We start from the raw sequence: 22,524 nt of genomic DNA on the forward strand, positions 1-22,524 counted from the left end.
GCCGGGCGATTGCCCGCAGGGCGGGTCATCTGTCCGGCGTCAGCAGACGGTCCAGCGCGGAGTCCAGCGGCGCGGGGCTGTCGATCTCCAGCCGCACCGGCAGGGTCAGCACCTCGCGGCGCATCTCGGGCGGCAGGCGCACCGCGTCTTTTTCCGTGGTCACAGGCTGCGCCCCCAAAAGCTGCGCCTCGCGCATCAGCCGGGTGATCAGGGCGGGGGTGAAGGGCTGGTGATCCTCCAGCGCCTCGGCGCGGCGGATATCGGCCCCCAGCCCGCGCAGGGTTGCAAAGAACTTTTCCGGGTGGCCGATGCCCGCAAAGGCCAGCGCTGGCAGGCCGTTCCAGTCCATGCCGGTCGGCAACGGCGCAAGATGCCCGGTCAGATGCGGCAGCGTGATATCCGCGCCCCAGTCTTTGGCGAAACGCTCTTGCGCGGCGCGCGGACCGATGGACAGCAGCAGGTCGCCACGGGCCAACCCGGCGGCAAGCGGTTCGCGCAGCGGTCCGGCGGGCAGGCAGCGGCCGTTGCCGAAGCCGGCGACGGCGTCGACGCAGAGCACGGTCAGATCCTTGGCCACGTCGGGTTTCTGGTGCCCGTCGTCGAGCAGGATCACCTCGGCGCCCGCCGCCTCTGCGGCCTGCGCTCCGGCCGCGCGGTCCTTGGCGACCCAGACCGGACAGAAGGCGGCAAGCAGCAGCGGCTCGTCCCCGGTGTCGTCCGCCAGATGGCTGCGGGGGGCAACCTGTACCGGCCCGTCAAGCCGTCCGCCGTAGCCGCGCGACACCACATGCGGCGACAGCCCGCGCGCAAGCAGTCTCTGGACCAGCGCGATCACCGTCGGCGTCTTGCCGGTGCCGCCCGCGTTGACATTGCCGACGCAGATCACTGGCACGCCGCAGCGCAGGCGGGGCGGGCGGGCGACCCGGCGGGCGGTGGCGCGGGCGGTCAGCGCGCCCAGCGGGGCCAGCAGGCGCGCCTGCCACGCCGGGGCCTGCGGCGGGGTCTGCCAGAATCGGGGCGGGCGCATCAGGCAAGGCCCCTGTCGTCGAGCACGTCACAGACCTCGGCCAGCACGCGGTCGACCAGTTGCGCGCTTGATGAAATGACGTCCCACCCCGCGTGCGCCATGGTGGCGGCCTGATCGGGCGCGACAAGGTGTGACACGGCGGTGCCCAGCGAATCGGCGTCGCGCACGATCCGCGCGGCCCCGGCGCTGACAAGGCGGGAATAGGCCCCCAGATGCGCGCCCACGTTGGGGCCGTACAGGATGGCGGCGCCAAGGGCGGCGGCCTCGAACGGGTCTTCGCCGCCGCAGCCGGTCACCAGCGATCCGCCCAGAAAGGCCAGCGGCGCAAGCCGGTACCACAGGCCCAGTTCCTGCGGGCCGCCCGCCAGCAGGACCTGCGTGTTCTCGTCCGGCATATCGCCGTTTTCCCAGTCGCAGACGCGCATCTGTTCGCTGCGCAGGATGCGGGCGATCCCCCTGGCGGCCTCGGCGTCGGCGGGCGACAGGATAAGCAGCATCCGGTGGGCGAGGCGGCTGGCCTGACGATGGGCATACAGGATGTCGCTGGCCTCTTCGGCGCGCAGCCGCGCGGCCAGCCAGATCGGACGCCCCGCCACCAGTGCTGCGATTTCCTCATGCAGCCCGTCGGGACACTCCAGCGGGGCCTCGGTGTCCAGAAAGGGGGTCGCGTCATGAACGCGCTCACCTTCGACGCCCAGACGGCGGAGGCGGCGGCTGGCGGCCGCGCCGGTGGTGTAGAGACTGTCGAACAGCGCCAGTGTCGCGGCGGCGGGGTCCGGCAGCCAGCGCGGCGCCTCGGCGGGAAAGGGCGCGTCCCGGAGATCGAGCGCGATCAGGTGGCAACCGGCGTCCGACAGGGCGGCGAGCAATCCGGGGCGCAGCGACTGCCCGGCCCAGAGCGCCACGTCCGGGCTGACCCGGCGGATGTTGCGCAGGTCGTCCCCTGAAAGGTCGCGCGGCAGCGCCGTTGTCGTGATCCCCGGTCGCTCCGGCACCCGCCCGCTGAGCCAGACCGCGACCTCGGGGCGCTGAGAGACCAGCCGGGTGGCAAGGCTGGCAAGCGCCCGGCCCCGTTCCGGGTCCTCGGCAAAGCCCCAGACCAGCGGCCCGGCGGGGCGGTCCGGCCACTCCGGGGCCTCCCCCGGCGCGGAGGCGCTGCGCGCATAGGTGAGATAGGCCGAAAGGCTCAGCGCGCGGCGCACCATGGGATCAGCCCAGTTCCTCTGTCGACGATGCCTCTTCGGCCTCTTGGCGCAACCGGTGCAGATGGGCGATGAAATAGCGCATGTGGGCGTTGTCGACGGTGCGCTGCGCCTCTGCCTTCCACGCGTTGTAGGCCTCTTGGTAGTTGGGGAAGATGCCGACGACATGCAGGTCGTTCACGTCCTTGAAGACGGTTTTTGTGGGGTCGACAAGTTCGCCGCCGAAGACGAGGTGCAGGCGTTGCATGGGGCGTGATCCTTGTGGTTATGGCGTTGCGCGCGAGCCTAGCGAACACGGGCGGGGGGTCAAGGCGAGGCCGGGCGTGCGGGTCTGACGGGGAGGGGGCGCTGCCCCCGCCGCCCGATCGGGCGGCCCCCCGGGAATATTTCCGGACAGAAGAAACACGGGGCGGCGTGGCATGCCTCAGGTCAGCCGCGCCAGCAACGCGCCGTGCAGGGCCGGGTTGGCGGCGACCAACCCGTCGGCCTGCGGTTGCGGCGCGTTGAACCGCAGGGCCGCGCCGCGCCGGTCGGTGATCCGGGCGCCGGCCTCTGACAGGATCAGCGCGCCGGCGGCGATGTCCCATTCCCATGTCGGGCGAAAGGTGAACATGGCGTCATAACGTCCCTCGGCCACAAGGCTCTGGCGATAGGCCAGCGACGGCCGGTGGCTGCGGCGCATGTCTGGCGGCCCACCGGGCCACCACTCGGGTTTGAGGCTGGCGCGGGTGGCCAGCACCTGCGCCTGATCCGGGGCGCTGACCGCGCTGGTGGCGATGGGCACATCGTTCAGGCGCGCGCCTTTGCCGAGGCTCGCGGTATAGAGCTTGTCCATCATCGGCAGGTAGACGACCGCCGCGGTGGTCCGGCCATCCTCGACCACGGCCAAGGCGTGCGCCCATGTCTTTTCGCCCGCGATGAAGGACCGCGTGCCGTCGATCGGATCGATAATGAAGACCCGTTTGCTGGCCAGCCGCGCGGTGTCATCCGGGGTTTCCTCGCTGAGCCAGCCATAGTGGGGCCGCGCGTCGCGCAGCACCTGCGCCAGCCGGGTGTTCACCGCAAGGTCGGCCTTGGTCACCGGGCTGTCGTCGGCGGCCTTGAACTGCACGTCCAGCGGCCCGCCGACAAAGCCGCGCGCGATCTCGCCCGCCTGCCGGGCCGCGTCGATCAGAAGCGCAAGGTCATTCGCCGGCAAGGGTCAGTCCTTCGACAAGCAGCGACGGCACCACCCGGCTGAGCCACGGGCGCGCATCGTTGGCGGGGATCAGGCTGCGCAGCATCTGGCGCAGGTTGCCCGCGATGGTCACGCCCGACACCGGGTAGACCGCTTCGCCGTTTTCGATCCAGAACCCGGCGGCCCCGCGTGAATAGTCGCCGGTGTTGGGGTTGATCGTGGCCCCGATCATCGAGGTCACCAGCAGGCCGGTGCCCATCTGGCGCATCAGGTCTTCGCGGCTCTGGTCGCCCTGGGTCAGGGCAAGGTTCCACGCCGAGGGCGAGACGGAGGCCATGCCGCGCGCGGCATTGGCGGTGCTTTGCATCCCCAGTTTGCGGGCATTGGCAAGGTCCAGCGTCCAGCCGGTCAGCACGCCGTTGTCGATCATGGCGCGGCGGGTTGTCGGCAGGCCCTCGGCGTCGAACAGGCGCGATCCGCTGACGCGGGGGCGGTGCGGGTCTTCGATCAGGCTGAGACCTTCGGGCAGCACCTGCGCCCCCAGCGCGTCGCGCAGCCACGACTGGCCCCGCGCCACCTGCGCGCCATTGGTGGCGGCGACAAGATGGCCGATCAGCGAGGACGAGATGCGTTCGTCGAACAGGACCGGGTAGGCGCCGGTCTTGGGTTTGCGCGGGTTGAGCCGTTCCAGTGCGCGGGCGGCGGCGGTCTCGCCGATGTCCTCGGCGCTGCGCAGCTCGGACTGGTAGACGCGGCTGTCGCCATCGTAGTCGCGCTCCATCCCCAGGCCCTCGCCGGCGATGGCGACGCAGAACAGGCTGCGCGAGGTGCGGGCATAGCTGCCGGCAAAGCCATTGGTCGCGGCAAGGGCGATGCGCTGCGACGAATACTGGGCGGCGGCGGAATCGATGCGGGTGATGCCGTCCTGCGCCAGCGCCGCGGCCTCGGCCCGGCGCGCGTCTTCTTCCAGTTCGGCCGGGGCCGGTTCGTCGGTTGCATCGAACAGGTCCAGCCGCGCGGCGTCGCGATCCGTGGCCAGTTGGTCGGCATCGGCAAGGCCGACGTAGGGGTCTTCGGGCGCTTCGCGTGCCATGGCGACCGCGCGGGTCGCCATTTCGGCCATCGCCTCGGGGCGGACGTCGGACCCGGAGATGCTGGCGCTGCGCTGGCCCAGAAAGACCCGCAGCCCAAGGTCGCGGGATTCTGACCGCTCGGCCTGTTCCAGCGTGCCGCCGCGCACGTCGATCGACTGGGCTGTCGCCCCGACCGCCAAGGCATCCGCCGCGTCGGCCCCGGCCTTGCGGGCGGCGTCAAGAAGGGCGGCGGCGAGCTCTTGGGGCGTGTCGGTCATGGGGGCCTCTGGTGTGTTCGGTTCCGCACGGAGGTAAGCCTGTCGGGCCGCAGAGGCAAGGCTGCGGGCGGTCGACCTCTGTCAGGTCAAGGCGTATACCTGCCGCATAGGGGTATACCTGCCGCATTCCATTATCAGGGGACAGCCATGTTCGATGTGAAGGCGATTTGCGACGGGCGCATTACATTGGCCTGCGTGAGCAATCCCTTTTCCATGGTAGAGGCGTCGGCGGCGCTGGACCGGATAAGGTCGGGTGAGATCGCGGGCGCGGACATGGCCTCGCCGGTGCTGGTGGATGTCCGCACGGTGCGTTTGGCGCTGCTTCCGACCTCGGAGTTCGTCACTTATTTTCGTCATCGGGCGCGCGGCGGAATCGCCCGGTCCGGCAATCTCATGGCCTGCCTGTGTGATGACAGCGGCAGCTTCGGGATGCTGCGGATGTTCGGCATCATGGCCGATCTGGAGGGCGTGCGCCCGGAAGACAATTACTTTGTCACCGAAAGTCTGGAGGAAGCGGCGCTTTGGCTGACGCAGCGGGCGGGGGTCGATGATGCTGTCCGCGCGGATATTATTGCCGAAACAGAGGCGTTCCGGGCCAGCCTGTCTGCATAGGCCGCCTGACCGGTTATTGGGCAGGCGTCGTGACCGCCACGATTGGCCCCATGCGACGGCCCAGATCGGCGCGGCCCACCTGCGGCGCGTAGAGGCGCGAGATATTGCCGTCCAGAAACAAGGCGTTGGGCAGTTTGAGCGCGTCGCGGAAAAGGCGGGCGAATTCGTGGAAGGTGACGGTGTTCTGCGAGATCGCAAAAAAGACCCGACTCCCGTCGGCGGAGGTGCCGACGCCATTGCGGATATACCGCGAGGTGCTGTCGGGCAAAAAGCGCGGGTGCAGCGCCCCGTCGATCACCAGCATCGGCCCCGACTGGGTGGCATAGCGGCAGTCCGGGCGGCGGGACAGGAAATCGCGGGTTTCGATCACCCGCGCCCAATCCTTGCCGATGCAGAAGATGCCGTTCGGCAGCAGGCCGAAGTTGCCGGGACCGGGCGAGGAGATCACGCGCATTTCCTCGTGGCCGTCCTCGATGTAGTGCCCGACCGGCGAGCGGTCCTCGTGGTACATGCCCGCGTTCATGGCAAAGACCAGATCCTGCCCTTGGCGGGCGAGTTCCGATTTCAGCACGCTGAAATGGCCGAAGGGGGTGCCGTTGTCGTCCGAGCGGAACAGCCGCAGGTCCTCACTGGCGGCGTCCACTTCGCAGACGATATAGCGGTTGCCATCATGTTCGAGCGGCCCGCAGGTCACCGCACCGGCCTGCGGGGCGCTGGCCAGCGTGGCGATCATCAGGGCAAGGCCGGGAAGAAGATGGCGCATCGGGACGGTCAGCTGTCGAGATCGCGCTTGACGGCTTCGTCGCCCAGCAGGCGGCGGGTTTCGTCGAGGCGGTCAAAGGTGTCGTCCAGCCGAAAGCGCAGCTCGGGTGAGTATTTCAGCGTCATGTTGCGGGTGACCGCGCGGCGCAACTCACCCTTGTTGCGGTCCAGCAGATCGAACATGTCGTCCTGATTTTCACCGCCCAGCGGCACCACAAAGGCGGTCGCCACCTTGAGGTCGGGGGACACCCGCACCTCACCCACGGTGATCGAGAGCCGGTTGAGGTCCGGATCGTGGATTTCACCGCGTTGCAGCACCTCGGAGAGGGCGCGGCGGATCAGCTCTGCCACCCGAAGCTGGCGTTGGCTGGGCCCGGAGGCGTCTTGGAATCTGTTGCGTGCCATGACCCAGACTTAAGCCCGCCATCGCGGTTTGCCAAGCGGTCCGCTGGGGGCGTGCATTCGGCGGCGCGGGAGGCTAACAGGGGCACAACGATCGCGGCAAGGAGCGGGGACGATGGAGGATTACGGTGTTGTGGTGACCGGCGTGTCGGGCCGGATGGGGCAGATGCTGGCGCGGCAGGTGATGGCGCATGAGCGGCTGCACCTCTGCGGCGCGCTGGAACGGGCGGGTCACCCGTGGATCGGGCAGGATCTGGGCCTTGCCATGGGCGGTGCGGCGCTGGGGGTCATGGTCTCTGACGATCCGCTGGAGGCCTTTGCCCGCGCCCATGCGGTGATCGATTTTACCGTGCCCGCCGCGACCGTGGGGTTTGCCGAACTGGCGGCGCAGGCGCGGCTGGTGCATGTGATCGGCACAACGGGGCTGAGCGATGCGGATCTGGACAAGATCGCGCTGGCGGCGCGGCATTCGGTGGTCGTGCGCGCAGGCAACATGAGCCTCGGCGTGAACCTGCTGACAACCGTGACGCGGCAGGTGGCGGCGGCGCTGGATTCGGATTGGGACATCGAGATTGTCGAGGCGCATCACAACCAGAAGGTCGACGCGCCCTCTGGCACCGCGCTGATGCTGGGCGAGGCCGCCGCCGAAGGGCGGGGCGTTGCGCTGGCGGATGTGTCGGACCGGGGCCGCGACGGGATCACCGGGGCGCGCAAGCGCGGTGACATCGGGTTCCACGCGATTCGGGGCGGCGACATCGTCGGCGAACATGAGGTGATCTTTGCCGCCGCCGGGGAGCGCATTGTGCTCAAACATATCGCCAGCGACCGGACCTTGTTTGCCCGTGGCGCGCTGAAGGCGGTGCTGTGGGGGCAGGGCAAGGGGCCGGGCGAATACGATATGCTGGATGTGCTGGGGCTGAAGTAACGCGCCCCCGCGCTCCGGACAAAGTTTGCCCCACCCGCCCACCCGCGCGCTTTGCCCGGACCGCGGGGGCGCGTAGCGTGCGATTCTGGGGGGTGTGGGGGTCGCTTCTGGCTCACCAAAAGGCAAAAGCCTCAGAGCCGTCATCGCTTGATGTGCGCCCTCCGCCGTCTGTTTCGGCGCAAGCGATGGCGGCGCCGAAACAGACGGCGGAGGGCGCGACGGTTCAGAAGTCGATGGCGAGGCCCTTTTTCTCCCAGTCGCCATAGCGCACCGGTTCCGGCCCGTCGCGGCCGCCCAGTTCCTTGGGCAGGGCGTTTGCCTCCGCCTCGGCCTTGGCGCGGCGTTCCGCGGCCTCGGCCAGTGCGCGTTGCGCGGCGGGGGGCAGATCAGTGTGGTCTGGGCGATCCGTCTTGGACATGGGCTTTCCTCGTCTTGTGCCTCCTGATATACGCCCGCCGGTCCGTGGGGCAACCCCGCCCCCAAGCCCGCCTCACCGGAGAATCCCCATGCCCGCATCGCCCAGCCCGGCCCGACTTGCCGCCGTCGACCTGCTGGATCAGGTTGTGGAACAGGGCCGCCCCCTGAGCGAGACCGACCGGCTGGACAAGCTGGCCCCGGCGGACCGGGCGGCGGCGCAGCGGCTTGCCGCCGACACGCTGCGCGGGCTGGAACGGGCGGACCGGCTGTTGAAGCCGCATCTGCGCAAGCGTCCGACGCCGCGTGTCATGAACATCCTGCGGCTGGGCACGGTCGAACTGTGCATGGGCGGCGCGGCGCATGGCGTGGTCAGCGATTGTGTCGATATTGCCGCTGCGGGCAAACATACGCAGGGCGCGCGCGGCTTGGTGAATGCGGTGTTGCGCAAGATCGCCGGTGAGGGTGTCGCGGCCTGGGGCAAGCTGCGGGTGCCGCGCCTGCCGAAATGGCTGCGCGCGCCGCTGGTGGCGGCCTGGGGGCCAGAGGTGGTCGCCGCGATGGAGCGCGCGCATTTTGACGGTGCGCCGCTGGACCTGACGCCGAAACCCGGCGCGGATCTGTCGGCGCTGGAGGGCGCGGCGCTGCCCACCGGATCGGTCCGGTTGCGTCAGGCCGGGCAGGTGAGCGCGCTGCCCGGTTTCGCGGCGGGCGACTGGTGGGTGCAGGATGCCGCCGCCGCCTTGCCCGCGCAGCTTTTGGGTGATGTGGCGGGACAAAACGTGCTGGACATGTGTGCGGCTCCGGGCGGCAAGACGCTGCAACTTGCGGCAGCCGGGGCTGACGTGACAGCGCTGGACCTGTCAGAGGCGCGGCTGGCGCGGGTGCAGGAAAACCTTGACCGGACCGGGCTGGCAGCGACGCTTGTGGCGGGGGACGCGCTGACCCATCAGGGGCAGTATGACGCCATCCTGCTGGACGCGCCCTGTTCGGCGACGGGCACGATCCGCCGCCACCCGGACCTGCCCTTTGCCCATGAGGGCGAGCGGATCGCCGATCTGATCGGGTTGCAAGCCGCGATGCTGGACCATGCGCTGAGCCTGCTGAAACCCGGCGGGCGGCTGGTCTTTGCCACCTGCTCGCTGATCCCGGATGAGGGGGAATGCCAGATCGACGAGGCGCTGGCGCGCCATCCCGGCCTGCGTGTCGTGCGCGCAGAGGCCCCGTGGATCGAGGAGAGCTGGCGCTCTGACGAGGGCGGTTTGCGCCTGAGGCCCGATTTCTGGGCGGAGCGCGGCGGCATCGACGGGTTTTACATGGCGCTGTTGCAGCGCGGGTAACTCTTTGATGACTTCGCCCGGTGGGCGGGTTATCCTGCGCCCAACAAGCCCGCAATGGGCGACCTTGAGGCAAATCGCAGAGCACCGGCACATGTCCACGGCGCGAAACTGGCGGACCACGCATGCGCGTTTGATGAACCGTATGCAGGCACGGATGGCAGCCCATGCGCGGCCAGCCGAGGGATTCGTGTCGCAACCCGAACCGCGCACCGTCGGGTTTTTTGCCCGTGGCCGTCAGATGCTGGCCGGAAACCTGATGTTCGCCGGGCATCTGGTGCAGGCCGAGGGCCGGTCCCTGTGGGCGATCGAAGCTCCGGACGCGGCCTTTCGGGAGGAAATTCAGGGGTTTGCCTGGCTGGACGATCTGGCCGCCGTGGGCGATCCCAAGGCGCGGGCACTGGCGCAGGAGTGGCTGTGGGAGTGGATTCGCCGCTATGGCAAGGGCAAGGGGCCGGGATGGTCGCCGGAACTGACCGGGCGTCGGGTGATCCGCTGGATTCATCACGCGCTGTTCCTGCTGCGCGGCCGCAAGGCGGATGACAGCGAGGCGTTTTACACCGCCCTTGCCGCGCAGACCCGCTTTCTGGCCAAGCGCGCCCATGTGGCCGCCCCCGGATTGCCGCGTTTCGAGGCGATGACCGGGCTGCTGTATGCGGGCCTTTCCCTGCAAGGGATGGAGGCGCATGTGGCCCCGGCACGAGAGGCGCTGGGCAGCGATTGCGCGCGGCAGGTGGATGCGCAGGGCGGCATTCCCACCCGCAACCCCGAGGAATTGCTGGAGGTCTTTACCCTTCTGACATGGGCGCAGCAGGCCCTGCACGAGGCCGACCTTGACCCCGATCCGCGCCATCTGGAGGCCATTCGCCGCATCGCGCCGACCCTGCGCACCCTGCGCCATGCGGATGGCGGGCTGGCGCGGTTTCATGGTGGCGGCCGGGGCCTTGAGGGACGGCTGGACCGGGCGCTGGCCGCGTCGGGCAACCGGCAGCGGCAGGCGGACGGGCTGGCCATGGGATTTGCCCGGCTGTCGGCCCTGCGCACCTCGATCATTGTCGATGCGGCACCGCCGCCCGGCGGGGCGGCCTCGGCCCATGCCCATGCCTCGACTCTTGCGTTTGAACTGACCTCGGGCCGCCGCCCGCTGATCGTCAACTGCGGCTCCGGCGGGGGCTTTGGCGAGGATTGGCGCCGCGCGGGCCGGGCCACGCCCTCGCATTCCACGCTGTGCTTGCAAGGGTATTCCTCGGCCCGGCTGGGCGCGCCGCGCTGGCTGGGCGAAACCCGGCGTGAGTTGCTGGAGGACGCGCCGCGCCATGTGCCGGTGCAGATGAGCCACCTGCCCGAAACCCTGCGGTTCGAAGGCGGGCATGACGGCTATGTCACCGTGCAGGGGCTGACCCATGCGCGCAGTCTGGAACTGTCGCTGGACGGGCGCGAACTGAAGGGTGAGGATTACCTTGTCGCGCTGGATGCGCCGTCGAAAAAGCGGTTCGACCGGGCGATGGATTCGATGAAACTGGCGGGCTTGCCCTATGAGGTGCGCTTTCACCTGCACCCGGAGGTCGATGTGGCGCTGGATATGGGCGGCACCGCCGTGTCGATGGCGCTGCGTTCTGGCGAAATCTGGGTGTTCCGCTTTGACGGGGCGGTGGATCTCTCGCTGGAACCGTCGGTTTATCTGGAAAAAGGCCGGTTGCAGCCACGTGCGACGAAGCAGGTCGTTTTATCCGGCCGCGCGATGCAGTATGCGACCCGCGTCCGCTGGTCACTCGCCAAGGCGCAGGAGACGGCCTTTGCCGTTCGCGACCTTGTCCGCGACGAGGTGGATGTGACCGCGTAAGCGGTCTCTGGCCCAAGACAACTGAGACCCGAAGGAACATCCATGTCCGACCTGCAACCCGTGCGCCGCGCGCTGCTTTCCGTATCCGACAAGACCGGCCTGATTGAACTTGGGCAGGCGCTGGCCGCGCGGGGCATCGAACTGCTCTCGACCGGCGGATCGGCCAAGGCGCTGCGCGATGCGGGGCTGGAGGTGCGCGATGTGGCTGACCTGACCGGCTTCCCCGAGATGATGGATGGCCGGGTCAAGACATTGCACCCCAAGGTGCATGGCGGCCTGCTGGCGCTGCGCGACAACGGCATGCACGTCGCCTCGATGGCCGAACACGGCATCGTGCCGATCGACCTGCTGGTGGTGAACCTGTATCCGTTCGAGGCGGCGCTGGCGCGTGGGGCCGACTACGATGAGATGATCGAAAACATCGACATCGGCGGCCCGGCGATGATCCGCGCCGCGGCCAAGAATCACGCCTTTGTCACCACCATCGTCGATGTGCAGGACTATGACGCGCTGCTGGCGGAACTGGACGCCAACGACGGTCTGACCAGCATGGAGTTCCGCAAGCGGCAGGCGCAGATCGCCTATGCCCGCACCGGGGCCTATGACGCCGCCGTCAGCACGTGGATGGCTGCCGCCATCGGTGAGGAAACCCCGCGCCGCCGGGTCTTTGCCGGAACATTGGCGCAACCGCTGCGCTATGGGGAAAACCCGCACCAGAACGCCGCCTTCTACACCGATGGGTCGAACCGTCCCGGCGTGGCGACCGCCGAACAGCTTCAGGGCAAGGAACTGAGCTACAACAACATCAATGACACCGACGCGGCGTTTGAACTGGTGTCGGAATTCCTGCCCGCCGATGGTCCGGCCTGTGCAATCATCAAACACGCCAACCCCTGCGGCGTGGCGACGGGGGCCACCATCAAGGAGGCCTATCAAAAGGCGTTCGATTGTGACCGCACCTCGGCCTTTGGCGGCATCGTGGCGCTGAACGGCGCGCTGGACGGTGAGACGGCAGAGGCCATCGCCGAGATCTTTACCGAGGTGGTGATTGCCCCCGCGATCCATCAGGACGCGCGCGACATCTTTGCCAAGAAAAAGAACCTGCGCCTGATCCTAGCCCCCGGCCTTGCCAACCCGGCACAGGCGGGGCTGGCGTGGAAACAGGTCTCTGGCGGGCTTTTGGTGCAGGACCGTGACAATGGCGCGCGGGCGCTGGACGACCTGAAGGTGGTGACGAAAATCGCCCCGACAGAGGCGCAGATGTTGGACCTGCTGTTTGCATGGAAGGTCGCCAAACACGTCAAATCCAACGCCATCGTCTACGTGCGCGACGGCGCGACCGTGGGTGTCGGCGCGGGACAGATGAGCCGTGTTGATTCGGCGATGATCGCCGCGAAGAAAGCAGAGCGCATGGCCGAGGCGCTGGGCCTGCCGGCACCGCTGACCCAAGGCTCTGCCGTGGCGTCGGATGCGTTTTTCCCCTTCCCCGACGGGTTGATGGAGGCCGCCGCCGCAGGCGCGACCTGCGTGATCCAGCCGGGTGGCTCGATGCGCGACGATGAGGTCATTGCCGCCGCCGACGCCGCCGGTCTGGCGATGGTCTTTACCGGCATGCGCCACTTCCGCCACTAAGAGGGAAAAGGCGCTTCGAAGCGCCTTGGGAACGCTCTGACAGAGCTTTCCCAAGCGGCTTGCAAGCCGCTTGACCAAGCGTTTTTGAAAACGCTTGCCAAGGCCTTTCGAAAGGCCTTGTCGCGGCGGGCGATGCCGGGGCCAAAGCCGCTTGCGCCGAGGGGCTTTGGCCACTAGGTCTGCCGCGTCGAAATCGGGCATCGCAGGAGACACGCTCTGGCACAGGCAACGGCAAAAACGGGGGGCTTGCGGCTGGTGTTCTGGGTGACGCTGGCCGTCTTTGTGCTGGATCAGGTGACCAAATATCTGGTTGTGCATGGCATGGGGCTGGGCAACCGGCTGTCGATCGAGGTGCTGCCGCCCTACCTGAACTTTCGCATGGCGTGGAACTATGGCGTCAACTTTGGCCTCTTTGCCGGGGACGCCGCCGCAACGCGCTGGATTCTGATCTCTGTTGCGCTGGGCATCGTGTTGTTTGTGCTGGTCTGGATGCGCCGCGACCCGCCGGGGCGGATGGGTCTGATTGCGGCGGGCTTTCTGATCGGCGGCGCGCTGGGCAATGTCATCGACCGTCTGGTCTATGGCGCGGTGGCGGATTTTCTCAATATGTCCTGCTGCGGTTTCGACAACCCATATGCCTTCAACGTGGCGGACATTGCGATCTTTGTCGGCGCATTCGGGCTGATCCTGTTTCCATCGCGCAAAAAGGCCCCGTGACGCGGGTTGCGAGATGGTTTAAGTCTGGCGAAACTCAAGTGGAGGACTGCGATGCGGCGGGCGCATCTTGTTGCAATCATTGGTCTGGTGGGCCTCGCCTCTTGCGCGGTTATCGATCGTGACAAACCCCTGCGGGATCTGCGGACGAACAGTCCGCAGCCCGAGGAGTTTGCCATCGTCCCGAACAAGCCTCTGGTGCAACCGCAAAGCTATTCCGATCTGCCGCCGCCCACGCCGGGTGGGGGCAACCGGACAGACCAGACGCCCAAGGCCGACGCTGTCGCCGCTTTGGGGGGCAATCCATCGCGCCTTGTCGCGCGGGGAGAGGGGGTTCCAGCGGGGGACAGCGCGCTGATCCAGCGCGCCAGCCGGTTTGGTCGTGACCCCAACGTGCGTCAGGATCTGGCCCAGACGGACGCCAAGTTCCGCCGCTCGAAGTCGATCTTCAACTGGTCGATTGTGCCGCAGGACGACTATTATAAGGCGTACAAGCGTGAGACGCTGGATGCCTACCGCTGGCTCAACATCTACCGCCGCGCCGGGGCAAGGACGCCGACCCCGCCGCCGCAATAACGCGCGCAGACCGGCCGCCCCGGTCACGACCGCGTCACAGCGGCTTGAAGTCGGCGGCCCGTCACGTACTTAATGCAGCATCCGGAAAACATGAGGATGCTGCATGCGCCCCCTGACCCTGTTATTCGCACTCGCCCTGACCTGTACGTCGAGTTTCACCGCCTCCGCGCAGGAGGCGGGCAAGGTGACCACCTTCGGCCTCGACAACGGCATGGACGTGGTGGTGATCGAGGATCACCGCGCCCCGGTTGTCACCCATATGGTCTGGTATCGCGCCGGATCGGCGGACGAGGAACCCGGCGTCTCCGGCGTGGCGCACTTTCTCGAACACCTGCTGTTCAAGGGCACCGATACGCTGAAACCCGGCGAATTCAGCGCCACGGTGGCGGCCAACGGCGGGTCGGACAACGCGTTCACCAGCTATGACACCACCGCCTATCACCAGCGCATCGCCGCCGACCGGCTGGGCCTGATGATGAAGATGGAGGCGGATCGCATGATCAACCTCCGCCTGTCAGAGGCCGATATCCTGACCGAACGCGAGGTGATCATCGAGGAACGCAACCAGCGGGTCGAAAACAGCCCCGGCGCGCTGTTCCGCGAACAAAAGGACGCGGCGCTGTACCTGAACCATCCCTACGGCACCCCGATCATCGGCTGGCGGCATGAGATGGAACAGCTCGATCTGGACGATGCGCTGGCCTACTACCACCAGTATTACGCGCCCAACAACGCCATCCTGATCGTTGCCGGGGACGTGACCCCGGATGAGGTCCGCACGCTGGCCGAGGAATACTATGGTCCGCTGCCGCCCAACCCGGATCTGGAACCGCGCGCCCGCCCGACAGAGCCGACCCACCTGTCCGAACGGCGGATGACCTTTCGGGACGCACGCGTCTCGCAGCCCTATCTGACCCGCAGCTATCTGGCCCCCGCCCGCGTCAGCGGCGCGCAGGAAGAGGCCGCCGCGCTGTCGATGCTGGCGCAGGTGCTGGCGGGCGGCCAGACCTCTGTCCTGACCCAAAAGCTGCAATTCGAAAGCCGCAAGGCCGTCTACACCGACGCCTATTACGACGACACCACCATGGATGTGTCGAACTTTACCCTTGTCATGGTGCCGACTCCGGGCGTCAGCCTTGAAGAAGGAGAGGCGGCGCTGGACGCGGTGCTGGCCGAACTTATCGAAACCGGCGTCGACCCCGATCAGCTGGAGCGAATCAAGTTCCAGATCAAAGCCTCTCATATCTACGCGCTCGACAATCCCGGCAGCGTGGCGCGCCGCTATGGCAACGCGCTGACCACCGGTCTGACCGTCGACGATGTGCAGGACTGGCCCGAGGTGCTGCAAGCGGTGACAGGCGACGACATCATCGCCGCCGCCAAACAGGTCTTTGATCGCCGCAAATCGGTGACCGGCTACCTGATGGGCCCCGAGGCACAGACCCCCCAGCAGGAGGTGACCCAATGATCCGCCGTTTTGTCCTGGCCTTTGGCCTGATCTGTGGCGGTTTCGCCGCCCATGCCGAGATTGACATTCAACAGGTCACCAGCCCCGGCGGCTTCAAGGCGTGGCTGGTCGAGGAACCCTCGATCCCCTTTGTGGCGCTTGAAATCCGCTTTCTGGGCGGGGCCTCGCTGGACGAACCGGGCAAGCGCGGGGCCACCAACCTCATGGTGGGTCTGCTGGAGGAAGGCGCCGAAGGCATGGATGCCCGCGAATTTGCCGAGGCCCGCGACGGCATCGCCGCGCGGTTCAGCTATGATGCGGGCGATGACACCGTGCGCGTCTCGGCCAAGTTCCTGACCGAAACGCAGGATGAGGCGGTCGACCTGCTGCGCGCCTCGCTGGTTGCCCCCAGTTTTGACGAGGTCGCCATCGAACGGGTGCGCGAACAGGTGCTGTCGGGTCTGCGCTCGGATGAGACCGACCCGGATGAGATCGTGGGTAAGGCGTTCTACGGCGCGATTTTCGGCGACCACCCCTATGGCACCACCGAAAACGGCACCATCGACAGCGTCACCGCGCTGACCCGCGCTGACCTGATCGCCGCCCACCGCAATGCCCTTGCGCAGGACCGCATCTATGTCGGCGCGGCGGGGGACATCAGCGCCGAAGACCTTGGCGCTCTGTTGGACAAACTCTTTGCCGGCCTGCCCGAAACCGGCGCGCCGCAGCCTGCCGATGTGGACGTCCAGACCACCGCTGGCGTGACCGTGGTGCCCTTTGACACGCCGCAATCGGTGGCCATGTTCGGGCACAAGGGCATGAAACGCGATGACCCGGACTTTTTCGCCGCCTATGTGATGAACACGATCTTTGGCGGCGGCGGGTTTGAGGCGCGTCTGATGCATGAGGTGCGCGAAAAGCGCGGCCTGACCTATGGCGTCTATTCCTACCTCGCCCCGCGCGAACATGCGGAACTGATCCTTGGCCGCGTCGCCTCGGCCAATGACCGCATCGGTGAGGCGGTCGAGGTGATCCGCGACGAGTGGTCCAAGATGGCCTCCGACGGCGTCACGCCAGAGGAACTGGACCGCGCCAAGACCTATCTGACCGGGGCCTATCCGCTGCGATTCGACGGCAACGCTCCGATTGCGCAGATCCTTGTGGGGATGCAGATGGACGGGTTGACGCCTGACTACATCACCACCCGCAACGACAAGATCGAGGCGGTCACGCTGGAAGATGTGGAACGGGTGGCGGGCGAATTGCTGAAACCCGAAGAACTGCTGTTTGTGGTTGTCGGCCAGCCAGAGGGGCTGGAGGCGACGGTGGGCCAGTAGCCCCGCCCGACAGAGCCTTGCAACGAAAACGGGCCGGAACCCTCAGCGGTTTCCGGCCCGACTTGTCTCTGAAACCCGATTGGGCTCGTATCAGCTGATCAGCCCCGCATGTACCAGGGCCACGTCCATCTTGGCCTTGGTCGCATCGCTCAGCGGCAGCAGCGGCAGGCGCACATCTTCGGAACACATCCCCAGCCGCGCCATGCCGTATTTTGCACCCACCAGACCCGGTTCGGTAAAGATCGCCTGATGCAGCGGCATCAGCTTGTCCTGAATTTCCAGCGCCTTGGCGTAATCCCCCGCAAGGCAGGCCTCTTGCAGTTGCGCGCACAGCTTGGGCGCGACGTTTGCGGTGACGGAAATGCAGCCGATTCCGCCCTGCGCGTTGAACCCGTGCGCGGTGGCGTCCTCACCGGAAACTTGGATAAAGTCCGTGCCGCAGGTGATCCGCTGCATGCAGACCCGCGCCAGATCGCCGGTGGCGTCCTTGACGCCGACAATACGCGGCAGCTTGGCCAACTCGCCCATGGTGGCGGGCAGCATGTCCACCACCGACCGGCCGGGGATGTTGTAGATGATGATCGGAATGTCGGCGCAGTCGTGGACTGCGGTGAAATGCGCGATCAGACCGGCCTGCGTCGGCTTGTTGTAATAGGGCGTGACGACCAGCGCGCCATCGGCACCGACGCGCGCGGCGTATTCGGTGAAGCGGATCGCCTCGGCGGTGTTGTTGGACCCGGCCCCGGCGATCACCGGAATGCGGCCTGCCACGGCCTCGACCACGCAGGCGATAACTGCCTCATGTTCGGTATGGGTCAGGGTGGGGCTTTCGCCCGTGGTCCCCACCGGCACCAGCCCGTGAGAGCCTTCGGCGATGTGCCACTCGACCAGCTTTTTGAGCGTGTCGAAATCCACGGCGCCGTCCTTGAACGGCGTGACCAGGGCAGGCATTGAACCTTTAAACATGACACGCTCCTTTCGTTTTTCGTTGCCGGGTGCGGGTTGCGGTGGAAACCCGCCGACCCCGCAACTATGTGAGTTGCATGGCCCCGCACCGGACGTATCCTCTGCAAGAAGCGTCTATTCCTTTTCATCACGGAAAAAGCAAGTCGATGTCACGTCTCCTTGCCCTGTTGTTGCTGCTTGTCACCGCTCTGCCCGTCATGGCGCAGGAGCGCGGCGCTGGCTTGGCCAAAGCCATGCAGTCGATGCGCGAAGGCAACTGGGCCGCGGCCCGAATCGCGGCGCGTGGCGACGGGCAGGCGGCGGTGGACGTGATCCTGTGGCACGCGCTGCGCGCGGGCCGGGGCGACACCCGCGAAGTGCAGGATTTTCTGGCCCGTCACCCGGACTGGCCGGGGCTGGATTACCTGCGCGAGAAATCCGAGCCCACCATGTCAGAGGCCCCGGTCGAGGCGATCCGCGCCTTTTTCGACGGCGATCTGCCCCGCACCGGCAGCGGCGCGCTGGCAATGGCGCGGGCGCATATGGCCGCCGGGGACGAGGGCGCGGCGCAGGCCGATATCGTGCTGGCATGGCGCACCCTGTCGATGACCCCGGACGAACGGCGCGCCTTTATCGAGAACTGGGGCGACATCCTGCGCGACCATCACACCGCGCGGCTGGACATGGCGCTCTGGCAGGGGTGGAGCAGCAACGCAGGCCAGATGATGAACCTTGTGGATGAGGGCTGGCAGGCGCTGGCGCAGGCGCGCATCGCGCTGCGCACCTCGGCCCCCGGCGTGGACACACTGATCGCCAAGGTGCCCGCCGAACTCGCCGACCATCCCGGCCTCGCCTATGAACGCTTCCTCTGGCGCGTGCGCAAGCGGCGCACGGCGGATGCCATCGAACTGCTGCGCGAGCAATCCGCCAGCCGCGCGACATTGGGCGAACCCTGGGCCTGGGCCCCGGAACGGGTCGATCTGGCGCGCGAACGGATGCGCGACGGCGCCTACGCCGAGGCCTATGAGATCGCCGCCCACCACTGGCTGGTCGAGGGATCGGACTTTGCCGAACTGGAATGGATCGCCGGGTTCCTCGCGCTGCGCTATCTGGACCGCACCGATTTGGCCATCGCCCATTTTGAGAACTTCCGCGAGGCCGTCTGGACCCCGATTTCCGTCGGGCGCGCGGGTTATTGGCTGGGCCGCGCCTATGAGACAGCCGGGCAGGCGGACAAGGCGAAAGAGGCCTATACCCACGGCGCGCAGTTCCAGACCTCGTTTTACGGGCTGTTGGCCGCCGAACGCGCGGGCCTGCCGCCCAGTCCGTCCCTGTCCGGAGTGGAACCCTTTGGCGACTGGCGCACCGCCGATTTCGCCAAATCCAGCGTATTCGAGGCCGGTATCCTGCTGCTCGCCGCTGGCGAGATCAGCCTTGGGGAACGCTTTCTGACGCATCTGGCCGAATCTCTGGACCGCACCGGCATGGGCCAGATGGGCACCATGCTGATGGAGATGGGCCGCCCCCATATTCAGGTCATGCTGGGCAAACGCGCGGCGCAATTCGGCATCGAACTGCCGGGGCCGTATTACGCGCTCGACCCGCAGGTGACAGAGGCCGAATACCCGGTGCCCAAGGAACTGGTGCTGGCCATCGCCCGGCGCGAATCGGAATTTGACCCCGGCGTGATCTCCGGCGCGGGCGCGCGCGGCTACATGCAACTCATGCCCGGCACGGCCAAGCTGGTCTCCGGCCAGTTGGGCATCGAATACGACCTTGACCGCCTGTTGACCGATCCGGCCTATAACGCGCGGCTGGGATCAAACTATCTGGCCGGACTGGCCGAGCGGTTCGATGGCAACGCGGTGATGATGTCGGCGGGCTACAACGCCGGTCCGGGCCGTCCGGTGGGCTGGATGGAGCGTTTTGGCGACCCGCGCAAAGGCGACATCGACATCATCGACTGGATCGAGATGATCCCCTTTGACGAGACCCGCAATTACGTGATGCGCGTCACCGAAAGCCTGCCGGTCTACCGCGCGCGGCTGGGCAAGCCGCCGCATCCGGTGCCGTTCAGCAAGGAACTGGTGGGCAACACGCTGCAATCGGCGGTCCGGTAAAGCGCGCGGTCAGCCGCGCGCCTGCCGTTCCCGCCAGAGGGTAAACAGCCCCGCCGCCACGATCAGCCCCGCGCCCAGACCCACGTTCCAGCGGATGCTTTCGCCAAAGACCGTGATGCCCAAGGTGCTGGCAAAGACCAGTTGCAGATAGGCAAAGGGCTGTACCGCGCTGGCCTCGGCCACCTCAAAGCAGCGGATCATCAGGTAATGCCCGCTGGCCCCGGTGATGCACAGCAGCCCCATCCACAGCCAGTCCGGCCCGCTCATCGGCACCCAGAACCCGACCCCGATCGCCGTGGCCACCACCACCCCGACAACGCCGGTATAGAAAAACGATGTCGTCGCGCTGTCGGCCCGCGCCACGTAGCGCGTCAACAGCGCGTAAAGCGCAAACATCGTGGCCGCCAGCAGCGGGATCGCCGCATAGGGCGAAAACACCCCGCCCGAGGGTTGCAGAATGATGATCACCCCGACAAAGCCGATGCCGATGGCCACCCAGCGCCGCCAGCCCACATGCTCGCCCAGCACCGGCCCCGACAGCGCCGCCACCAGCAGCGGATAGACCGAAAAGACCGCATGGCTTTCGACCAGCCCCAGAAAGACAAAGGCCAGCACCATCACGTTGATTTCCACCACCAGCAGCGCGCCGCGAAATGCCTGCAACCACGGGAACGCGCTTTGCGCCGCCGCCCGCAACCCGCCCGACTTGCGCGCCGCCACCGCCAGCACAAAGGCGGCAAAGAACCAGTAGCGCACCATGACCACCATCATGGTGTTGTATTCCGCCGCCAGATGGCGCGAGATGCCGTCCTGCAAGGCAAAGACAAAGGTGGTGGCGACCATCAGCCAGATGCCAAGACGGGTATTTTGCTCTGCCATGAGGCGCGCTCTCTGTTGGGTGGGTCGAGCCCGACGGCCAAACGCGCGCATCGGCGGGTCAGGCGGCGGGCATCGGATTTGCGGCAAGTGTCATGTGACGCTTTCGGCCATAGCCCGGCACGCGGGTGACCTCAAGCCCTGCGGCGGACAGCGCGCGGCGCACGTGGCCCGCTGCCGTATAGGTCGCCGCCGTGGCACCGGGGGCCATGTGGCGGGCAACCTGCGCCATCAGGTCGGCGTTCCACAGTTCCGGATTTTTGGCGGGCGAAAACCCGTCAAGGAACCATGCATCCACCGTGCCGGTCCACTCTGGCAGGGTGTCGCGCGCGTCACCCTCGATCATCTCGAACGACAGATCGGGCAGGGCAAACCGGCGCTGCCCCCAATGCGGGGCCAATTCCTGCGCCAAAGGGCCAAGGGCGGGAAACGCCTCTTGCGCGCGGATCATCTGTTCGGGCGTCAGCGGATAGGCCTCGAACGTGGTGAAATGCAGCGTGCCGGTCTGGCCGCTCTGCCGCCACAGATCCAGCGCCGCCAACAGGTTCAGCCCGGTGCCAAACCCCAGTTCGGCAATCCGGAACCCGTCGCAATACCGCTCTGGCAGCCCGTTGCCGGTCAGAAACACATGGCGCGTCTCGGCCAGCCCGTTCTCCAATGAGAAATACGGGTCATCGAACCGGGTCGAGACCGGCGTCCCGTCCCGCCAGTCCAGCTCTGCGCTCTGGTCGGCCATCGCATTGTTCCTTATCAACGGCCCCGAGTTCTGGCGAGGAGTGGCGGCAATGGCAAGCGTGGACGTGACAGTGCGCGGGGCGGGGATCTTTGGCCTGTCGGTGGCATGGGCCTGCCTGCGGCGCGGTGCGCGGGTGCGCGTGGTCGACCCCTATGGGCCGGGGGCGGGATCGTCTGGCGGCGTCGTCGGCGCGCTGGCCCCACATGTGCCGGAATACTGGAATGAGAAAAAGGCGTTCCAACTGGACAGCCTGCTGATGGCCGCAGCCTTTTGGGCAGAGGTTCAGGGCACCGGCGGCGTCAGCGCGGGCTACGCCCGCACCGGGCGGTTGCAGCCGGTTGCCGATGAACATGCGCTGACACTGGCGCGGGACCGCGCCGCCGGGGCGGCAACGCTCTGGCAGGGCAGGGCGGTGTGGGAGGTGATCGCGCAAGAGGCCGCAGGCGGTTTCGCGCCTTTGTCCCCCAGTGGCTATCTCATCCGTGATACCCTGACCGCCCGCATCTGTCCCCGTCGCGCCTGCGATGCGCTGGTCGCCGCGCTGGAGGTGTCCGGCGCGGAGATCGTGACAGAGGCCCCGGATGCCGGTGCCGTGGTTTGGGCGACGGGCTGGCAGGGGTTGCTGGATTTGTCAGAGGACTTGGGGCGCAAGATCGGTGACGGGGTGAAAGGGCAGGCGGCGCTGTTGCGCTTTGCCGCCCCGGACGCGCCGCAACTGTTTGTGGACGGGCTGCACATCGTGCCCCATGCGGATGGCACCGTGGCGGTTGGATCGACCTCCGAGCGCGAGTTTGACGCCCCCGACACCACCGACGACCAATGTGATGCGCTGGTCGAGCGCGCCTATGCGGCCGTCCCCGCGCTGCACGGTGCTGCGGTGCTGGACCACTGGGCCGGGGTGCGCCCGCGTGCGCGGACCCGCGCGCCGCTGCTGGGCGCATGGCCGGGCCGCGACGGGCATTTCGTCCTCAATGGCGGCTTCAAGATCGGCTTTGGCATGGCCCCAAAACTGGCAGCGATCATGGCCGATCTGCTGCTGGACGGGCGCGACGCCATCCCCGACGGCTTTCGGCTGACCGCCTGATCCCC

General features: G+C 67.3%; 22 protein-coding genes. 11 read left to right on the plus strand and 11 right to left on the minus strand.

Annotated features, from left to right (window positions below):
* Positions 1-25 precede the first annotated feature (25 nt).
* The 5 genes from lpxK to ACN0S5_RS04125 form a co-directional block, all read right to left on the minus strand.
* Complete coding sequence (gene lpxK / locus ACN0S5_RS04105) at positions 26-1,027, minus strand: tetraacyldisaccharide 4'-kinase (RefSeq protein WP_417206217.1); 1,002 nt, start codon at positions 1,025-1,027, stop codon at positions 26-28.
* Positions 1,027-2,232, minus strand: coding sequence for a 3-deoxy-D-manno-octulosonic acid transferase (locus ACN0S5_RS04110; RefSeq protein WP_417206219.1), 1,206 nt, complete (start codon positions 2,230-2,232; stop codon positions 1,027-1,029). The genes lpxK and ACN0S5_RS04110 overlap by 1 nt, the downstream gene beginning before the upstream one ends.
* Before the next feature lie 4 nt (positions 2,233-2,236).
* Positions 2,237-2,476 carry a DUF4170 domain-containing protein gene (locus ACN0S5_RS04115; RefSeq protein ID WP_417206220.1) on the minus strand — a complete coding sequence of 80 codons (240 nt, stop codon included), beginning with the start codon at positions 2,474-2,476 and terminating at the stop codon, positions 2,237-2,239.
* 177 nt (positions 2,477-2,653) lie between these two features.
* Positions 2,654-3,427: a 3'(2'),5'-bisphosphate nucleotidase CysQ gene (locus ACN0S5_RS04120; RefSeq protein WP_417206222.1), complete on the minus strand. Its 774-nt coding sequence runs from the start codon at positions 3,425-3,427 to the stop codon at positions 2,654-2,656.
* Positions 3,414-4,757, minus strand: a complete 1,344-nt coding sequence (locus ACN0S5_RS04125; protein ID WP_417206224.1) for a TldD/PmbA family protein — start codon at positions 4,755-4,757, stop codon at positions 3,414-3,416. Before ACN0S5_RS04125 ends, ACN0S5_RS04120 begins: the two co-directional genes overlap by 14 nt.
* Before the next feature lie 147 nt (positions 4,758-4,904).
* Between ACN0S5_RS04125 and ACN0S5_RS04130 the strand changes: the two genes are divergently transcribed.
* A complete protein-coding gene (locus tag ACN0S5_RS04130) occupies positions 4,905-5,369 on the plus strand; it encodes a hypothetical protein (protein WP_417206226.1) in 465 nt (154 codons plus the stop codon).
* A gap of 13 nt (positions 5,370-5,382) precedes the next feature.
* Here the strand turns inward: ACN0S5_RS04130 and ACN0S5_RS04135 are convergent, their stop codons facing one another.
* Both ACN0S5_RS04135 and rbfA read right to left on the minus strand, forming a co-directional pair.
* Positions 5,383-6,132 (minus strand): phosphodiester glycosidase family protein, encoded by a 750-nt coding sequence (locus tag ACN0S5_RS04135; protein WP_417206227.1) that lies wholly within the window; start codon positions 6,130-6,132, stop codon positions 5,383-5,385.
* Between the two features lie 8 nt (positions 6,133-6,140).
* Complete coding sequence (gene rbfA / locus ACN0S5_RS04140; RefSeq protein WP_417206229.1) at positions 6,141-6,536, minus strand: 30S ribosome-binding factor RbfA; 396 nt, start codon at positions 6,534-6,536, stop codon at positions 6,141-6,143.
* A 112-nt stretch (positions 6,537-6,648) separates the two neighbouring features.
* Between rbfA and dapB the strand changes: the two genes are divergently transcribed.
* Positions 6,649-7,458 carry a 4-hydroxy-tetrahydrodipicolinate reductase gene (gene dapB, locus ACN0S5_RS04145; RefSeq protein WP_417206231.1) on the plus strand — a complete coding sequence of 270 codons (810 nt, stop codon included), beginning with the start codon at positions 6,649-6,651 and terminating at the stop codon, positions 7,456-7,458.
* Positions 7,459-7,681: 223 nt separating this feature from the next.
* On the opposite strand, the gene ACN0S5_RS04150 is transcribed toward dapB, so the two are convergent.
* Positions 7,682-7,876, minus strand: a complete 195-nt coding sequence (locus ACN0S5_RS04150; RefSeq protein ID WP_417206233.1) for a DUF1674 domain-containing protein — start codon at positions 7,874-7,876, stop codon at positions 7,682-7,684.
* A gap of 88 nt (positions 7,877-7,964) precedes the next feature.
* Between ACN0S5_RS04150 and ACN0S5_RS04155 the strand changes: the two genes are divergently transcribed.
* The 7 genes from ACN0S5_RS04155 to ACN0S5_RS04185 all read left to right on the plus strand — a co-directional run bounded on the left by ACN0S5_RS04155 (position 7,965) and on the right by ACN0S5_RS04185 (position 16,758).
* Complete coding sequence (locus ACN0S5_RS04155; RefSeq protein WP_417206235.1) at positions 7,965-9,212, plus strand: RsmB/NOP family class I SAM-dependent RNA methyltransferase; 1,248 nt, start codon at positions 7,965-7,967, stop codon at positions 9,210-9,212.
* 91 nt (positions 9,213-9,303) lie between these two features.
* Positions 9,304-11,052: a heparinase II/III family protein gene (locus ACN0S5_RS04160; RefSeq protein WP_417206237.1), complete on the plus strand. Its 1,749-nt coding sequence runs from the start codon at positions 9,304-9,306 to the stop codon at positions 11,050-11,052.
* Between the two features lie 42 nt (positions 11,053-11,094).
* The gene (gene purH / locus ACN0S5_RS04165; protein ID WP_417206238.1) at positions 11,095-12,684 is read left to right on the plus strand and encodes a bifunctional phosphoribosylaminoimidazolecarboxamide formyltransferase/IMP cyclohydrolase; all 1,590 of its coding nucleotides are present in this window, start codon (positions 11,095-11,097) and stop codon (positions 12,682-12,684) included.
* A 246-nt stretch (positions 12,685-12,930) separates the two neighbouring features.
* Entirely contained in the window at positions 12,931-13,401 is a 471-nt protein-coding gene (lspA, locus tag ACN0S5_RS04170) for a signal peptidase II (RefSeq protein WP_417206240.1), read from the plus strand.
* A gap of 51 nt (positions 13,402-13,452) precedes the next feature.
* Positions 13,453-13,974: a DUF3035 domain-containing protein gene (locus ACN0S5_RS04175; RefSeq protein ID WP_417206241.1), complete on the plus strand. Its 522-nt coding sequence runs from the start codon at positions 13,453-13,455 to the stop codon at positions 13,972-13,974.
* Between the two features lie 103 nt (positions 13,975-14,077).
* Positions 14,078-15,442, plus strand: coding sequence for a M16 family metallopeptidase (locus ACN0S5_RS04180; protein ID WP_417206243.1), 1,365 nt, complete (start codon positions 14,078-14,080; stop codon positions 15,440-15,442).
* The gene (locus ACN0S5_RS04185) at positions 15,439-16,758 is read left to right on the plus strand and encodes a M16 family metallopeptidase (protein WP_417206245.1); all 1,320 of its coding nucleotides are present in this window, start codon (positions 15,439-15,441) and stop codon (positions 16,756-16,758) included. Before ACN0S5_RS04180 ends, ACN0S5_RS04185 begins: the two co-directional genes overlap by 4 nt.
* 90 nt (positions 16,759-16,848) lie before the next feature.
* On the opposite strand, the gene dapA is transcribed toward ACN0S5_RS04185, so the two are convergent.
* A complete protein-coding gene (gene dapA, locus ACN0S5_RS04190) occupies positions 16,849-17,724 on the minus strand; it encodes a 4-hydroxy-tetrahydrodipicolinate synthase (protein ID WP_417206247.1) in 876 nt (291 codons plus the stop codon).
* A gap of 146 nt (positions 17,725-17,870) precedes the next feature.
* Here dapA and ACN0S5_RS04195 point away from each other — a divergent pair, with 146 nt between their 5' ends.
* A complete protein-coding gene (locus ACN0S5_RS04195; protein WP_417206249.1) occupies positions 17,871-19,823 on the plus strand; it encodes a lytic transglycosylase domain-containing protein in 1,953 nt (650 codons plus the stop codon).
* Positions 19,824-19,832: 9 nt separating this feature from the next.
* Here ACN0S5_RS04195 and ACN0S5_RS04200 read toward each other — a convergent pair whose 3' ends face one another.
* Both ACN0S5_RS04200 and mnmD read right to left on the minus strand, forming a co-directional pair.
* Entirely contained in the window at positions 19,833-20,702 is an 870-nt protein-coding gene (locus ACN0S5_RS04200) for a DMT family transporter (RefSeq protein WP_417206251.1), read from the minus strand.
* A 58-nt stretch (positions 20,703-20,760) separates the two neighbouring features.
* The gene (mnmD, locus tag ACN0S5_RS04205; RefSeq protein ID WP_417206253.1) at positions 20,761-21,435 is read right to left on the minus strand and encodes a tRNA (5-methylaminomethyl-2-thiouridine)(34)-methyltransferase MnmD; all 675 of its coding nucleotides are present in this window, start codon (positions 21,433-21,435) and stop codon (positions 20,761-20,763) included.
* 49 nt (positions 21,436-21,484) lie between these two features.
* On the opposite strand from mnmD, the gene ACN0S5_RS04210 reads away from it, so the two are divergent.
* Positions 21,485-22,519, plus strand: a complete 1,035-nt coding sequence (locus ACN0S5_RS04210) for an NAD(P)/FAD-dependent oxidoreductase (RefSeq protein WP_417206255.1) — start codon at positions 21,485-21,487, stop codon at positions 22,517-22,519.
* Positions 22,520-22,524 lie beyond the last annotated feature (5 nt).

The organism is Antarctobacter sp. (genome assembly GCF_048262615.1).
Taxonomy (GTDB): domain Bacteria; phylum Pseudomonadota; class Alphaproteobacteria; order Rhodobacterales; family Rhodobacteraceae; genus Antarctobacter.